This window comes from Gordonia sp. YC-XJ4 (assembly GCF_059511865.1).
Genome location: NZ_CM183447.1, coordinates 212,979 through 227,547, shown reverse-complemented (window position 1 = coordinate 227,547; position 14,569 = coordinate 212,979). Strand labels below are relative to the sequence as shown.

Sequence of the window (14,569 nt, the reverse complement as noted above, 5' to 3'; positions counted from 1 at the left end):
CGCTCATCCCCGATACACGGTGTCGATCGTCAGCCGCTGCCCGCCGAGGTGAGGGGCACGCGGGCTGACGGTCACGTCGTACACGCCTGGTGCACCCGGTGAGACGATGTCGGCGCCGGGCAGGCCGATGAATCCCGGTCCCGAGAAGTGACGGGTGAAGGTCGCGGTGTGCCCGTCGGCGCGGCTGGTGAAGACGAAATCGATGTCGAGAGAACAGGACCCGACGCCGTAGAGGGTGCCGCTGGCGACGAGGTCGGCTTCGTTGGGGTAGTGGCTGACACCTGCGGTGAGGGTTCCCGCGCACGTTCCGGTGCTCGCCAGTGTGTACAGGGTGGTGCTGGTGTTGCCGTCGTCGGCAGCGGCAACGCCGGTTCCGAGAGCCGTGGCAACGGCCGCGGTCGCGGCGATCGCTGCCCAGCGCGCGACCGTGCCCCGCGAAGTCGGTGATGGAGTCGATGGCATGGAGCTCTCCTTCTCCCCGACTCGTGACTGTGACGGGAATGTCGTTTCAGCCACCCGGATCGTTACCACTGCGAACATTCTGGCCGTGGGACCTCACCCACACCGCTACGGTCCCCGGCACCCCACACCCGGTGGCGTATAGTCCCAGGTAACTGATTCGCACTCATACCCAACGTGGACGCGTGGTCGTGTGTTGGTCATACGATGCGGGAAGACCGCAAGTCAGGAATGTGCGCAGTGAATGCAACCCCCGGCCGTCCCTCGGTGACCCTCGGACCGACGCGAGTCCGCTTGTGCAGCGACCCGAAAGCCTCGGTGGCCGGGGCCTGGTATCCCTACACCGTTCAGATCGCCGACGAGTTGAGCCGGTTGTCGACGGCGGTGGCGCCGGTCCTCGGTGAGATCACGGCAATCGAGGTCAACTGGCAGAGCTTCCGCCGGTATCCCGGCCTCGATTCCGCGGATGCGCCTGCGGTCCCGCCGCTGATGACGCTGACGACACCCACGACGACGGCGTCGCTACTGGTGATCCCGTCGCGCACCGGGTCGGCGCTGGCCGCGCTGCTCCTGCGTCTGGCCGGTCAGACCGAGATCACCGACGGTCGCATCCATTCGCTGGATGCCCGTCGCGCTCAGCAGATCCTGGCGCGGGCCGGGCAGTATCTCGCAACCGCCTGACCCGCACCCACACTCAGGTTCGGGAGCGCTGCACCAGCCCGAGGATCCACAGCAGGATCACTGATCCGAGGATCGCGGTGAACAGCGTGAACCACCAGCCACCCGACGCGGTGTCGACGAAGAAGCTCAACAGGAAGCCGCCGATCAGCGCGCCGACGATGCCGATCACGATGTTGAGCAGCAGGCCCGAGCCGCCGCCCTTCATGATCTTCCCGGCGATCCAGCCGGCGAGGGCGCCGATGATGATGTAGCCGATCCAGCCGACGCTTGTGGTGGTCGACGATCGGGCGAGAATCTCGGTTGCCGCGAGTGTGGTCATCGTGAACTCCTCTGGTTGGCTCCGTTGCCTCTGAGGGCGACGGTAGTCCACACGGGGCGTCGTCGTGGCCGATCGCCGTGGGCCCAAAGCTCGGCACCAGGCCGTCACCGTCGTAACCTCGGGCGATGACCTCCGAGTTCGCCCTGCTTGCCGAGATCGCCGACGAGATCGGCCGCACCGAACCGCTGCCGCAGGTCACCCGCGTCGACGCCGACGTCGCCGGGCAGCGGATCAGCGCGCTCGCGTGGACGCCCGCGTCACCACGGGTGGTGTTGCTGCACGGCGGCGGGCAGAACGCCCACACCTGGGACACGATGATGCTGCATCTCGACGTGCCCGCGCTCGCCGTCGACCTGCCCGGACACGGGCATTCGTCGTGGCGCGACGACCACGACTACCGCCCGCACGTCAGTGCCGACACCCTCCTCCCGGTCCTGCGTGAACTCGCCCCCGATGCCGACCTCGTCGTCGGGATGTCGCTCGGCGGTTTGACGACGCTGCGGATCGCCGCGATCGCTCCCGACTCGGTGCCGCGCGCCACCCTGGTCGACGTCACACCCGAATCACCACGTCGCGCTGCCGATCTCACTGCCGCGGCGCGCGGCACGGTCGCGTTGATCGAAGGGCCGCAGGAGTTTTCGACACTCGAGGAGATCGTCGACCTCACCGCCGCCGCATCCCCGAATCGCTCCCGCGCATCGGTCCGTCGGGGCGTCATCCACAACACACGCCAACGCGACGACGGTGCGTGGGTGTGGCGTTACGACCGGATTCGCGAGGCACCCGATCCGGCACCGATGTGGGACGACCTCGCTGCGGTGCAGGCGCCACTGACCCTCGTCGAGGGCGGTCGCTCACCGTTCACCACCGACGACGACATCGCCCGCCTCCGTCGGGTCCGGCCGTCCGCCCAGGTGATCACCGTCGCCGATGCGGGCCACTCGGTGCAGAGCGACGCGCCGGACCAGTTGGCGGAAATCATTCGCCGACAACTCGATTGAGCCTCCCGGCCACGCTACTCCTCGTCACTCATTCCCCGACGTGACAGTTCGTTGGCGTCGGCCCATCCGACGATGTCGCCGCGATTGATGGCGACGGCGAGCAGGTCGGGGAAGGCATCGGGGGTGCAGGCAAAGGCCGGGATGCCCATGGCCGCGAGCGCTCCGGCGATCTCGCGGTCGAAAGCCGGTGCGCCCTCGTCGGACAATGCGAGCAGCACCACCACCTGCACGCCCGCGGCCTGCATGTGGGCGACCCGCTTGAGCATCTCGTCGCGCACGCCTCCCTCGTAGAGGTCGGAGATGAGCACGAAGATGCTGTCGTTGGGCCGGGTGATCAGGTCCTGGCAGTAGGCGATGGCGCGGTTGATGTCGGTGCCACCGCCGAGTGCGGTTCCGAACAGCACGTCCACCGGGTCGTCGAGGTGGTCGGTCAGGTCGACGACCTCGGTGTCGAAGACCACCAGCGAGGTCCGCACCGACCGCATGGTCGCGATCACCGCACCGAAGATCGACGCGTACACAATGGATCTCGCCATCGACCCGGACTGGTCGATCGCGAGGATGATGTCCTTGCTCACCACCTGGGCGCGTCGCCCGTGCCCGACGAGGCGTTCGGGAACGATGGTCTTCTGCTCGGGCAGATAGTTGTGCAGGTTACGCGCGATCGTGGCGTTCCAGTCGATGTCACGCAGTTTCGGGCGGTGCACGCGGCTGGCACGGTCCACCGCGGCACCGACGGCGCTGCGTGTGCGTTCGGCGATCCGCTTCTCGACCTCGTCGACAACCTTGCGTACCAACGCCCGCGCGGAGGCCTTGGAGCTTTCGGGGATCGCGCGGCCGAGACCGATCAGGGTGGTGACCATGTCGATGTCGGGCTCGACGCTGTCGATCAGTTCCGGTTCGGTGAGCAACGCATGCAGGTTCAGCCGGGTCACGGCATCGTGTTGCATCACCTGAACGACGGTGGACGGAAAGTACTTTCGGATGTCACCGAGCCACCGCGCGACCGACGGCGCTGATGCACCGAGTCCGCCGCGTCTGTTGGTGGTGTCCGCGTCGTAGAGCGCGGCGAGTGCGCCGTCCATCTCGAGGTCGGCGCCGCCGAGTCCGGCGAACTGTTCGGCGGCGGGTTCACCGAGGACGAGTCGCCATCTCCGGTCACGCTGATGCGCGCCGTCTTCCGCAGGGACTGTGGGCAGGTCGGTCATGGCAACCCCAGGAGTGCGGCGATCGTGGCCACCGCGGGCGCGGCGAGCTCGGCGTCGAAGGTGGTGGCGGCGTCGGCATCCTGGCCGCCTCGACTCTGATCAAGGGAGGCGACACGGTTGCCGATGTTGCGCCGCACCGATCGGTCGAACAGGCCGAAGGTTCTGCGCAGCAACGGGAGCACGTCGGTGAAGTCTTGTTCGGTCAGCCCGGTGAGCCAGCCGTCGAGGACGGCGAGCAATTCCCGATCGTGCACCAGCAACAGTCCGCCGTCACCCAGGAAGCCCTCGATCCATTGGGCTTTCGCGGTCGGGGTGGCGCCGCTCGAGAGGGCGAATCGTACCCGTGTCGCGGCGTCGGCGGTGTCGATGTGGTCGCCGTCGAGCAGTAGACGAGTCGCCCGGCCCACGAGGAGTCCGTTGACATCGGTGCGGTCGGCGATGATCCGCACCGCGGCGGTCCACCGGGTGCGATCCTCGTCGGAGAGCAACGCGACCGTCTCGTGGACGGCGTCGACGTGCTCCTTGAAGGAGCGGGCGGCGTCGTCGTTGAGGGTGGAGACGGCACCGGGGATGCCGATGCAGATACGCAGCAGCAACGACGACGCGACGTCGCCGAGTGCACCGGTGTCGGTGCCACGGACGTCGCCGTAGCGCCGGGCCCGTCCCAGCGCCGGCAATGCCGACATCAGTTGTGCCACATTGTGGTCGACGGCGACCCGGTCGGCCAGTGCGGAGAGTACCGCGGGCACTGCGTCGACGAGCTCGGCGGGTAACGCCGCCTCGAGGGCGGCGGTGACGTCACCCAGGGACTCGCCGCGGGTGGCGCGGTCGACGATCTTTGCGGTGGCCGCGGCGCGCACCGTGGTTCCCCAGACCGATGCCATCACCACGTCGACGACGAACTCGGGCCGCCACGCCAGGGTCCATCCCTCTTTGAACGTGCCGGTCCCGCGCACCTCGGCGGGTGTTCCCCACGCGACGCCGAGGATCGCGAGGCGATGCAGCAGCAGCGATTTCGCCTTGTCGGCGGGTTTGCGAAGATCGACGACGAGTTCCCGGGCGACCGGATCCATTTTCAGCCGAGCCGATTTCGCGGCGGCGGTCACGTCGGCCTGCAGGGGGACGACGGGCGCGTCGTCGGGGACGCCGCCGAGTCGCTCCCCGATCACCGCTTCGCGGTACATGAGGTCGGCGAGACCCGAATCACCCTGGCACATCACCGATAGCGTGGCCTCGTTGATCTCGGCGAGTCCGGGTAGCGGGCGGTGGCGCATCAGTGCGAGTGCGTCGGCGAGGCGTGCGGTCTCGATGATGTGCGCCGACGACACGTCGATGTCCTTGTCCCGCAGCAGGTTGGCTTGATGGATGAGCCAGCGCACCACGACGTCGTCGGTGGTGGCGAACAGATGGTGGTACCAGCCCGGTGAGATGACGCCGGCGGCGTAGCCGGATGCGCTGGCTAGGCGGGAGTGGGTCCACGGTACCCACGCCACCCGGCTGCGGACCTTGGGCATGCCCTTGAGCAGTCGGGTGTCGGCGACGGCGGGTGGCAGTTTCCCGGACACCGCCGGGACATGCCATGCCCCACAGACGATCACCACGCGCTCCGCGCCGGGCGCCTTGAGTGTCTTCCGGAGCACCTGCCGCATGTGGGCCTCGCGACGTGCCTCGTGCAGGCGTTCGGGATTCGGCTCGTCGGCCTCGACGGGTGTCTCGTCGTCGCGAAGTGCGGTCATGGCGTCGGCGATCGCCTCGAATCCGCCGGTTTCGCCACGGGTTTCGACGACGTCGTCCCACCAGCGTTCGGGATCGCTGTAGCCGGCCACGGCGGCGAGCCGCCCAATCGGATCAGCGGCGAGCCGTCCGATCGGGTCGGCGCGAGTGGGGTCGAACTCCTGGTCCCGCTCGACGGGTCCGGCGTGATGGTCCAAGACGAGGGAAGTCGGCAGGTCGCAGAATTCGACGGGCACGCCTGCCCGGGTGGCCCACCGCATCGCCTGCCATTCCGGGGAGAACTCGGCGAACGGCCAGAACGCGGCGCGGGACGGATCGTCGGCGGCGTAGCCGAGTAACGCGACCGGCGGCGCCATTCCGGGATCGACGATGGCGGCGATCAGATCCGACGCGTCGGCCGGGCCCTCGATCAGCACGGCGTCGGGCCGGATGCGGTCGAGTTCACCGAGAACCGCTCGCGCCGAGCCGGGTCCGTGATGGCGGACGCCGAGCACGTAGGTGCCCGGAGCCACGACGGGCGCGCTGGGGACCTCGACGGTGGTGGGTGGCATGTGCTCAGCTCAGTGCCGATCGGGCGGCACGGTAGAAGTCGGCCCAATCGTCGCGTTCGCGCACAACGCTTTCCAGGTATTCGGTCCAGACGACGGCGTCGGCGGACGGGTCCTTGATGACCGCGCCCTGGATTCCGGCAGCGACGTCGGCGGGGCGCAGCACACCGTCGCCGAAATGCGCCGACATGGCGATGCCGTGGGTGATCACCGAGATGGCCTCCGCGGTCGAGAGGGTACCGCTGGGTGTTTTGACCTTGGCGCGGCCGTCCTCGGTGACCCCGGACCGCAGTTCACGGAAGACGGTCACCACGCGGCGGATCTCGTCGGCGGCGGTGGGCAGGTCGGGTAGTTCCAGTGTTTTACCCAGTGCGGCAACGCGTTGAGTGACGATCGAGACTTCTTCGTCGGCGCTGGCGGGCAGCGGCAGGACTACGGTGTTGAAGCGTCGGCGGAGCGCCGAGGAGAGGTCGTTGACGCCGCGGTCGCGGTCGTTGGCGGTGGCGATGACGCTGAATCCCTTGGTGGCCTGCACTTCCATGCCGAGTTCGGGAATCGGGAGCGTCTTCTCCGACAGGATGGTGATGAGTGCGTCCTGCACGTCGGAGGGGATGCGGGTGAGTTCTTCGAGGCGCGCGATCTTGCCCTGCTGCATGGCGATCATGATCGGTGAGGGCACCAGCGCCTCGGTCGACGGTCCTTCGGCGATGAGCCGGGCGTAGTTCCAGCCGTAGCGGATCGCTTCCTCCGGTGTGCCTGCGGTGCCTTGCACGAGCAGTGTCGAGGTTCCGCTGATGGCCGCGGAGAGATGTTCGGACACCCAGGTTTTGGCGGTGCCGGGCACGCCGAGGAGCAGCAGGGCGCGGTCGGTGGCCAGGGTCGCCACCGCCACTTCCATGATGCGACGGGGCCCGATGTACTTCGGGGTGATGACGGTGCCGTCGTCGAGGGCGCCGCCGAGCAGGTAGGTGACGACCGCCGACGGCGACAGCAGCCAGCTGGCCGGGCGGGCGGCGGTATCGGTGCGGGCCAACGCTTCCAGCTCCGCGGCGTAGATCTGCTCGGCATGTGGGCGGAGGAGTTCGTTGTCGGTGGTCACTCAAGCTCCCTGTCTAGGACGGATCGGATGCGTAACGCCTCGGCGAGCGTGGCAAGTTGGGTGGTGACGACCGGATACGTCTCCCGCGCGGTGTCGACCGTCGCCCGCCAGGTATCGGTGGCGGGGAGTCCGGTTGCCATCATGTCGAACCAGGTGGCGGTGCCGCGCGGAATGAACTTCTGGCTCACCACCATCTTCAGGACAGCGGTGAATGCGCTGCGCGCCAGCGCTTCCGGCCACGGCAAGGGCAGAGAACCGAGGGCGACGAGCTGCCGCTCCATCGTCAGCGCCGCGAATGTGTCGACGACGACCTGCCGTTCGGCAATCGACACCACCATCGGCAGCGCTTCGCGTTGCGCGAGAAGCGCGGTGGCCCAGCGGGAATCGGAGAATGCGATGGCTGCCGTGCACAGCCCGTGAATCAGCCCGATCTCGTCGGCGTCGATCGCGGCGACGATCTCGTCGGGTGACAGCTCGAAGTACTCCTCCCACGATCGCGGCGGGATTCTCGAGACGAGTTGCGTCAGGACATGTCTGCCGACTCCGATACCGCGGGGCGCGGTCAGGGAGATCCCGTCGCGGGCCAGCGCGGGATCGGGTGCGGTGGGCAGGGTGACGCGCACGATGTGGCGGCGAACGAGCCCTCGTCGTTGGCTGCCGAGTTCGAGGAGGGCACTCGCCGCGGCGATCAGGCGTTGCCGATGCGCCGACCCGTCGAGGTGGTCGAGGATCTCCGCGGCACTGGCACGCACCTTGGCACGACGGTCGTCAAGAGCGCGTTCGAGGAAGTCCTCGTCGGTGGCCGACAACCGACGAGAGAGGATGGGCAGCAACAGTTCCCGGTCCGGTCCGCTCTCCGTCGCCCAGCCGGACGCGAGGAGTTCTCGGGCTGCGTCGGGGTCACGCTCGCGCAGTGCGGTGAGGTGAGCCGCACGGTCGGCGAGCTCGCCGTGAGTCCAGTCTGAATCGTCGAGATCGTCTGCGACGGTGAGGGTTGCGGTGTCGTCGAGAACCGCTTTCAGCTCGGGCGCGTGACGGGCGAGCCACCGGCCGCGGGGGCCGACGATCACGGTGATCGCCGGGCGGACGTCAGCGGATCGTGCGGTGCGTCGCAGCAGGTCGGGCAGCATCGACGGCGGTGGGCGCAGGCCCGATGCCGCGAGCCGGTGCAGGCACCACTGCGCCATCCCCGGTGACAGCGTGAGTGCACGTTCGGCGTACGCGGCGGCCAGTGCCGACATCGGAGGGCGCGGATCGTCGGGTTCCTTGGGAATGGCTGTGGCGCTGGTGGTCTCGCATCCGCTGGCGTTACGCGCTGCGGCGGTCAGTGCGGCCACCTGCAGACTGAGCACCGCCGGGTCGGCGATCTCGGCGGTGAGGTGCGCGCCGATGAGCGGGTCGGCGCCGTCGACGCCGATCGGTCGGGTGCGTACGCCCACCAGCGCCGCCGACACCACCTCGTCCCAGGTGCTCACAGTCCGATCACCGTGCCGTCCACCAGCACCGACGCCGCGTCGAGTCCGTGCGGGCCGAGGTCACCGAACACCGCGACGTGTACGCCGCCGGTGAGCGCGAGCAGCAGCGGCCACCGATCGGCGAGGCCGGTGAGCGGGGCCGCGGTGGCGTCGACGTCGATGAGCGCGGGTGTCGCGTCGTCGGTGCGGCCGAGCCGGCCGGAGACAAGGACCGGCCAGGTCTGTGCCCACGGGTCGTCGGCGATCGCGCGGGCGCGGACGTGTCGGGCGGCGGTGAGGGTCATCGGCTCCAGTGTGCCGACGGGGTCGGCGGCGGGTGCATCCGAAGGTGGTGTGGTGTCGTCGTAGACGCACCGCAGGCGTGGTGTGCCCGGATAGAAGTGCATGGTGGTGGCGATCGCCTCGCCGGTGACCGGTCGCAGTGGCAGGGTCGCGCCGGTGGGCGCGTAGTCGAGCACCATGCCGTAGCGGCGCGCGGTGGCGCCCCACAGCCAGGTGCGTCGGCTCAGCAGGCCATCTTCGTCGGTGTCGCGGCGGCCGACGCACAGCCAGGTGTCGGCGATCCCGTCGGAGGCGAGTACGTCGGCTTTGGCTGTCGGGTAGCCGACGTGTCGGCGGACGGTGGCCGCGAGATCGGCGGGGAGTTCGTCGAGGCGTTGGTGGGCGACGCTCAACGACCACAGGCGGCCCAGCTCTTCGAGGAGGCGGGCGGGCCAGTCGACCGCGGCGGAATCGACGCCGGAGAACAGCGCGGGCAGGCGTCGGACGCGGGTGGCCAGTCCGGGTGCCTGGGCGTCGACGAGCCGTGCGGCGACGGCGTCGAATCGTCGGTAGGCGTCGACCTCTGCGCCGGCGAGGCCGTTGCCGACTTGATCGGTCAGCCACAGCTGTAATTCGTCGATGCCGGAGCGGACCCGTTCGACGCGCTGTGCGGCGGTCTTGGCGGCGCGGTCGGGATCTTTCGGCGCGGACGGTTCGGCGGATTTCTTGGTCGCGCGATCGGCGCGTCCGGCCTGCCATGCCGCGGCGTAGTCGGCGGGTTCGGCGGCGTCGGGGACCTCGTTCTGCGACCACAGCAACAGCAGTCCGAGTGCGTGTTTGCACGGGAATTTGCGTGACGGACAGGAGCATTTGTAGGCGGGCGCGCCGATGTCGACGATCGTTTGGTATGGCGTCTTTCCGCTGCCCTTGCACAGGCCCCAGACCAGGGTGTCGGTGGCGCCGGTGCCCGTCCACGGGGTGGGGGTGGCGAGTTTCTGGCCGGCCTTGACCGACGACGCGTCGGGTGCGAGCGCCAACACCTGATCCGCCGACCATCGCCCACCCATGGCAGTCAATCAACCACAGTGCACTGACGTGCACCATCGGTGGTGGTCAGTGTCATCCGGGTGGGCGACCGTCGTCACTTCTCGGCCAACGCCGAGAGCACTGCGGCCACCCGACGCGCACGGGTCTCGTCCTTCTTCGCGTCGGCGACCGAGCGTGCGTGCTCCTTGCGGAGGCTGTAGGCCAGCGCGTCGAATGCGGTTTTCGCGACGGGATCGGCGTCGAGCGCCTCGGCGAGCGCCGGCGGGATCTCCACCTCGCGCGGCGCGTCATCGACGGCGATCGTGATGTCGACGGTGTCGCCGATGGCCACCCCGAGAGTGGTGCGGGCGGCCTTGCTGAATCCGATGAGGTTCTCCCCGCCCATGCGTGCCAGGCGTGCGCCGAGCGTCGCGTCGCCGATCCGCACAGTCACCGGGAAGGCCTTCTTACCCGCCCCGAGTTCGGCGACCTGCTCGTCGGTGAGGATCACCGCAGCAGCCGGGCCTCGCGGCTCCAATACCGTTGTAAGCGTGAGCGTTTGTGCCATGATCGATCCTCCTCGATCGCCGGTGGGTTACCGGACGTCGATACCGAGTTCCTCGGCGCCGGACCCATGATGACAGAGATGTCGACCGGCGTCCGGCGCGTGGGCATAGCCTGGGCCTACCACGTCGTCGATCGCAGGGAGCGCACCACATGTCCGAGCAGTTCGAGATCGCCGCGTGATCCAGGCCGATCCGGCAGCCATCTTTTCCATCCTCACCTCGCCCGACGGACACGTCACCATCGACAGTTCGGGGATGCTGCAGAGCGCCGAGGGCTCGCCGGTGTCGGCGGTGGGCGACGAGTTCGTCGTGCACATGGATCGGGAGTCGCTCAACGATCTACCGATGGGCAAGTACGACGTGCGGGTGATCATCACCGGCTTCGAGCAGGACCGGTGGATCGAGTGGACGATCGCCGGCACCGTCCGCCCGCCGCTGGATCACCGTTACGGCTATCGCCTGGAGGCCACCGACGACGGCACGCGGGTGACCACGTACTACGACTGGAGTCGCGTGACCAACGAGGACATCAAGGGCCGGTTCCCGATCATCCCCGAGGCCGGTCTGCGCGCCACGTTGGGGATTCTCGCGCGAACAGTGGAGTCGCACTGAACAATTCGCCGACGACGGAGGTGCCATGAGCACGCTGACGATCACCCGCGAAGTGCTCGGGCCATGGTCGCTGGACACCAGCCGTGAGTTCTGGGAAGGATTCACCCCCTCCGCGTTGCGCGGCACGCAGGAGCCGGGACGGTTGTCGACGGTGTTCCGGGTCGACGCCGACTGGTCGGCCGCACGGGTCACCGTGACCCAGCGTGGGCAGAACGCGGAATTCGAGGTGAGCGGCGACGGCGATCTCGACGCGGCCGCCGAGCAGACCGCACGCTTCCTCGCCCTCGACGTCGACGCCCGCGCGTGGCCCGCCGTCGGCGAGCGCGACCCGGTGATCGGACGCGCACAGCAAGCACTTCCGGGGTTGCGGCCCTGCGGTTTTCACTCCGCCTACGAGGCCGCCACATGGGCGGTGCTCTCGCAACGGGTGCGCATCGCCCAAGCCGCGGCGACCCGTGCCGCCATCACCGACCGCTTCGGTGACGACGGAGCCTTTCCTGCGCCGGCTCGACTCGCCGACCTCGACATCGACCTCCCCGGCCGCAAACTCGAATACCTCCATGCTGCCGCCGACGCCGCCGAGCAGGGTGCACTCGACACCGCCGCGCTGCGGGCGATGGACCCGCAGGACGCGATCACCGAGGTGCAACACATCAAGGGCATCGGGCCGTTCGCCGCCGAACTGATCGTGCTGCGCGGCGCCAATGCCCCCGACTGCGCGCCCGCCAACGAACGCCGCCTCACCGCCGAGGTGGCGCAGTTGTACGGGGCCGACGCCGTGCTCGCCGAAATTGCGAACGCGTGGAAGCCTTTTCGGACGTGGGCGTCGGTGTATCTGCGGGCGCGGGCCGAAGGCGGGCGTTCCGGGTGATGTTGTGCCCGGATTGCGGGCACAACGTCACCCTGATGCGGTTTAGGTGGTGCCGCCACATGCGGCGACGGCGCCCTCGCCCGACTTCGTGTCGGTGGCAATCACTTTGCTGCCTTCTTTGATGGTGCAGGTGATGCTTCCCGAGTCGTCGACGCCGTTGCTGGCGGCGAGGCTCACGGGTTTGAGCGAGCCGGCGAACGAGACGTCCATCGTCCACGGCACCGACTCACTCTGCGCCTCGGAAACCGTGCCACCCGATGTCATGTACGCGATGAAGGCGCTCGACCCGTCGCCGGTGACCTGGTAGGTCACCGTCACCGGCCCATTGACCTTGTTCTCGACACTCTTGCCGAAGCCGACCAGCGCGACGACCGCCACCACCACAACGATGATGAGGAGGATGACTCCGCCACCGAGAATCCACGGCCACACCGGCCGCTTCTTCGGCGGCGGAAAGCCCGGACCGCCCTGGCCGGGTTGCGGATACCCGGGCTGCTGGTAACCGGGTTGCGCGTATCCGGGATATCCCTGTTGCGGATAACCCTGCTGCGCATATCCCTGCTCGGGGTATCCGGGTTGCTGATAGCCCGGCGGCTGCGAATATCCAGGCTGCTGGGAGTACCCGGGTTGCTGCACCGGCTGACCCAGCTGCGTCGGCTGGTCGAACTGTGACGGGCCCTGATTCGGGTCGTTCCACGGATTCTGCGGGCCGGTCATGACGTTCCCTTCGCCTTCGATGAGCAGCGACGCCGCCGATCGAGACGTCGTCGCCACACCGAGTTCACCACCTGGACCGCGCGGGCTCGGCATTTCTGTAGAAAGACTAAACCAGCGGGCCGTCGGGTCGGAGGTGCAGGTGCTTGCGCCGATCGACGCCAAACGCAGGTCCGGGCGCACGCGACGCCGGTTATCTCCGTTTCGTGCCAATAGCCGGTCATTTTCTTGCGTCCAGCCAAGTGGTCTTCGAGGTCGCGGGCACGCACTCATTTCGGCTCAACAGGCGCTTTGCGAATTTCGGCACATGATCGTCGATCTTTGAATCGTCAGGCACACAGAACTTCTCGCTGAACGATGCGGCGGCAGTTCCGCGTTCCCGCCAACCGTCTGCATACCGGAGTATGCACAATGCAGCGGCTCTTTGATAACCCATCCTCACTTCCCGAAATCTTGCCGATGCCAGCTATCCAAGCTCGTCGTCGAGTGTCCCTCGAGCAGTGGAATCTGGTTCAGAAATACCAGCCTTGGGCGTGAAGACTGATACACCTGATCGGTGCAGAACAGGAACAGCATTCGACGTGCTCTCGCGGGCGCGACAGCAGCCATCGCCCTCACCCTTGGCGTCTTGGCCGGCCCCGCACTGGTCAGTGATCTCGGCGCAGCCCATGCCCAGACGCTTCCTGGCGCCAGCCAGGCCAAGGCCACGAGCTGCAAATCTGGCTACTACCGCAACTCCAATGGCCGATGTGTGCACGTTCCGGACGGCAACTCCGGTGGTGCGACCTTCCGATGCAAGGACGGCACCTACAGCCACGCGCAGCATCGGCAGGGAGCGTGCTCTCGGCACGGGGGCATCGCCGGGCCCGCGAACACTGGAGAAGGAAACGGCAGCCTCGGCGCGCTGTTTGGTAGCAGTTAGATTCAGGTCGCGGCCGGCGCTAATCGCTCGATTCGGAAGCTGAACCGCGCCAGCGCCAGCGCATGAGCATCGGGCAGGTCCGACACCCTGCCCGTCCGGTTAATCGCCGACGCGCGGCTCGGTGCGGTACCGGAAGAACCGAGTCCGAATTGTCCGATCCTCGTGATCTACTACACCCATGGTTGCCACGCTCTGCCTGCTCGCAGTGATCGTCGTTGCAGTGATCGCCGTCAGCATCGAGGATCGGCGGGATCCCTCTGGGATCGGCGCTGAATGCGACGAGTAAGACGGGCGGGCAGCGGGGATTGGCAAAGGCGCTCTTTGCAGAGTTCGGCGTGTTGGGTTGAGTCAGCTCATCCCCCTCCGGCCTCTTGGAGCCCGAACACATCCCTGATCGAGTCGCCTGGTCATAGACTCGAACATGTGTCGGTGGATGACCCGGACTCCTTGGTAGCGCGGAACGACAAGGCGGAGGTCCTCGCACACGTCTGCGCCCGGTTGGCTGCGGGCGACACCACTAATGCCCGCGAGACGCTTCGCTCGGGGTACCCGTTTGCACCTCAAGCCAAGGTCGCCCGCCGATACACCGAACGTCAGTGCCTGCGCGTGTTCTACCGCGACGGATTCATCGATCGATACTCGGGCACTCGTCTGGTCAATCCCGTTGTTCTGAGGGCACTTTCGCTGATCTTTCCCGATGACTTCCCGGCCCACCCGAACTGGCAGATGGCCGGTACCCACTTCGCGTTTTGGGAGTTGTTTCCATCCATCGACCATGTTGTGCCAGTGACCCGCGGCGGTACTGACGACGAGACGAACTGGGTGAGCACCTCAATGCTCCGCAACTCCGCCAAGGCGCACTGGACCCTCGACGAGCTCGGCTGGAGCATCGTCGCGCCCGGCGACCATCGACGCTGGGACGGATTAAGTGGCTGGTTCGTCGAACATGCTGCGAGCCACCTCAAGGTCGCCACGCACAACTACGTCGGACGGTGGCTGCGCGCAACGATGGCCGTACGAAGCGAGATGACCGAGGGCGACCTCCCACCGCGTACCGTCTGACAGCTATGTCG

The 14,569-nt window shown here is 67.7% G+C and carries 15 protein-coding genes; 6 read left to right on the top strand and 9 right to left on the bottom strand.

The genetic code is table 11. The features are described from left to right. Window positions 1–3 precede the first annotated feature (3 nt). Window positions 4–462 (bottom strand): hypothetical protein, encoded by a 459-nt coding sequence (locus tag AC5ZH6_RS01015; protein ID WP_006369006.1) that lies wholly within the window; start codon window positions 460–462, stop codon window positions 4–6. A 237-nt stretch (window positions 463–699) separates the two neighbouring features. Here AC5ZH6_RS01015 and AC5ZH6_RS01010 point away from each other — a divergent pair, with 237 nt between their 5' ends. Next, window positions 700–1,140, top strand: a complete 441-nt coding sequence (locus AC5ZH6_RS01010) for a DUF5994 family protein (RefSeq protein WP_006369005.1) — start codon at window positions 700–702, stop codon at window positions 1,138–1,140. Window positions 1,141–1,153: 13 nt separating this feature from the next. Here AC5ZH6_RS01010 and AC5ZH6_RS01005 read toward each other — a convergent pair whose 3' ends face one another. Beyond that, a complete protein-coding gene (locus AC5ZH6_RS01005; RefSeq protein WP_006369004.1) occupies window positions 1,154–1,459 on the bottom strand; it encodes a GlsB/YeaQ/YmgE family stress response membrane protein in 306 nt (101 codons plus the stop codon). Window positions 1,460–1,584: 125 nt separating this feature from the next. On the opposite strand from AC5ZH6_RS01005, the gene AC5ZH6_RS01000 reads away from it, so the two are divergent. Continuing rightward, on the top strand, window positions 1,585–2,460 hold the full coding sequence (locus AC5ZH6_RS01000) for an alpha/beta fold hydrolase (protein WP_006369003.1): 876 nt from the start codon (window positions 1,585–1,587) through the stop codon (window positions 2,458–2,460). A 14-nt stretch (window positions 2,461–2,474) separates the two neighbouring features. On the opposite strand, the gene AC5ZH6_RS00995 is transcribed toward AC5ZH6_RS01000, so the two are convergent. The 6 genes from AC5ZH6_RS00995 to AC5ZH6_RS00970 all read right to left on the bottom strand — a co-directional run bounded on the left by AC5ZH6_RS00995 (window position 2,475) and on the right by AC5ZH6_RS00970 (window position 10,379). After that, window positions 2,475–3,668, bottom strand: a complete 1,194-nt coding sequence (locus AC5ZH6_RS00995) for a VWA domain-containing protein (RefSeq protein WP_496168228.1) — start codon at window positions 3,666–3,668, stop codon at window positions 2,475–2,477. Further along, complete coding sequence (locus AC5ZH6_RS00990; RefSeq protein ID WP_496168227.1) at window positions 3,665–5,953, bottom strand: DUF5682 family protein; 2,289 nt, start codon at window positions 5,951–5,953, stop codon at window positions 3,665–3,667. Before AC5ZH6_RS00990 ends, AC5ZH6_RS00995 begins: the two co-directional genes overlap by 4 nt. 4 nt (window positions 5,954–5,957) lie before the next feature. Next, window positions 5,958–7,049 carry an ATP-binding protein gene (locus tag AC5ZH6_RS00985; RefSeq protein ID WP_496168225.1) on the bottom strand — a complete coding sequence of 364 codons (1,092 nt, stop codon included), beginning with the start codon at window positions 7,047–7,049 and terminating at the stop codon, window positions 5,958–5,960. Then, complete coding sequence (locus tag AC5ZH6_RS00980) at window positions 7,046–8,524, bottom strand: DUF5691 domain-containing protein (protein WP_496168223.1); 1,479 nt, start codon at window positions 8,522–8,524, stop codon at window positions 7,046–7,048. The genes AC5ZH6_RS00985 and AC5ZH6_RS00980 overlap by 4 nt, the downstream gene beginning before the upstream one ends. Then, window positions 8,521–9,852: an SWIM zinc finger family protein gene (locus tag AC5ZH6_RS00975; RefSeq protein ID WP_496169163.1), complete on the bottom strand. Its 1,332-nt coding sequence runs from the start codon at window positions 9,850–9,852 to the stop codon at window positions 8,521–8,523. The genes AC5ZH6_RS00980 and AC5ZH6_RS00975 overlap by 4 nt, the downstream gene beginning before the upstream one ends. A 74-nt stretch (window positions 9,853–9,926) precedes the next feature. Then, a complete protein-coding gene (locus AC5ZH6_RS00970; RefSeq protein WP_496168222.1) occupies window positions 9,927–10,379 on the bottom strand; it encodes a YdeI/OmpD-associated family protein in 453 nt (150 codons plus the stop codon). A 175-nt stretch (window positions 10,380–10,554) separates the two neighbouring features. Between AC5ZH6_RS00970 and AC5ZH6_RS00965 the strand changes: the two genes are divergently transcribed. Together AC5ZH6_RS00965 and AC5ZH6_RS00960 are read left to right on the top strand one after the other, a co-directional pair. Further along, entirely contained in the window at window positions 10,555–10,989 is a 435-nt protein-coding gene (locus AC5ZH6_RS00965) for an SRPBCC family protein (protein WP_496168220.1), read from the top strand. Between the two features lie 25 nt (window positions 10,990–11,014). Further along, the gene (locus AC5ZH6_RS00960) at window positions 11,015–11,860 is read left to right on the top strand and encodes a DNA-3-methyladenine glycosylase family protein (protein ID WP_496168218.1); all 846 of its coding nucleotides are present in this window, start codon (window positions 11,015–11,017) and stop codon (window positions 11,858–11,860) included. A 42-nt stretch (window positions 11,861–11,902) separates the two neighbouring features. On the opposite strand, the gene AC5ZH6_RS00955 is transcribed toward AC5ZH6_RS00960, so the two are convergent. Further along, window positions 11,903–12,670, bottom strand: coding sequence for a hypothetical protein (locus tag AC5ZH6_RS00955; protein WP_496168216.1), 768 nt, complete (start codon window positions 12,668–12,670; stop codon window positions 11,903–11,905). A 460-nt stretch (window positions 12,671–13,130) separates the two neighbouring features. Between AC5ZH6_RS00955 and AC5ZH6_RS00950 the strand changes: the two genes are divergently transcribed. Together AC5ZH6_RS00950 and AC5ZH6_RS00945 are read left to right on the top strand one after the other, a co-directional pair. Further along, window positions 13,131–13,496 (top strand): DUF3761 domain-containing protein, encoded by a 366-nt coding sequence (locus AC5ZH6_RS00950; RefSeq protein WP_081484693.1) that lies wholly within the window; start codon window positions 13,131–13,133, stop codon window positions 13,494–13,496. A gap of 423 nt (window positions 13,497–13,919) precedes the next feature. After that, a complete protein-coding gene (locus AC5ZH6_RS00945) occupies window positions 13,920–14,558 on the top strand; it encodes an HNH endonuclease (RefSeq protein WP_496168215.1) in 639 nt (212 codons plus the stop codon). Window positions 14,559–14,569 lie beyond the last annotated feature (11 nt).

Coding starts and splice junctions, on each gene's coding strand:
- AC5ZH6_RS01015 (WP_006369006.1), bottom strand. CDS start 462: ATGCCATCGACTCCATCACCGACTTCGCGGGGCACGGTCGCGCGCTGG.
- AC5ZH6_RS01005 (WP_006369004.1), bottom strand. CDS start 1,459: ATGACCACACTCGCGGCAACCGAGATTCTCGCCCGATCGTCGACCACC.
- AC5ZH6_RS01000 (WP_006369003.1), top strand. CDS start 1,585: ATGACCTCCGAGTTCGCCCTGCTTGCCGAGATCGCCGACGAGATCGGC.
- AC5ZH6_RS00995 (WP_496168228.1), bottom strand. CDS start 3,668: ATGACCGACCTGCCCACAGTCCCTGCGGAAGACGGCGCGCATCAGCGT.
- AC5ZH6_RS00990 (WP_496168227.1), bottom strand. CDS start 5,953: ATGCCACCCACCACCGTCGAGGTCCCCAGCGCGCCCGTCGTGGCTCCG.
- AC5ZH6_RS00975 (WP_496169163.1), bottom strand. CDS start 9,852: ATGGGTGGGCGATGGTCGGCGGATCAGGTGTTGGCGCTCGCACCCGAC.
- AC5ZH6_RS00970 (WP_496168222.1), bottom strand. CDS start 10,379: ATGGCACAAACGCTCACGCTTACAACGGTATTGGAGCCGCGAGGCCCG.
- AC5ZH6_RS00960 (WP_496168218.1), top strand. CDS start 11,015: ATGAGCACGCTGACGATCACCCGCGAAGTGCTCGGGCCATGGTCGCTG.
- AC5ZH6_RS00955 (WP_496168216.1), bottom strand. CDS start 12,670: ATGCCGAGCCCGCGCGGTCCAGGTGGTGAACTCGGTGTGGCGACGACG.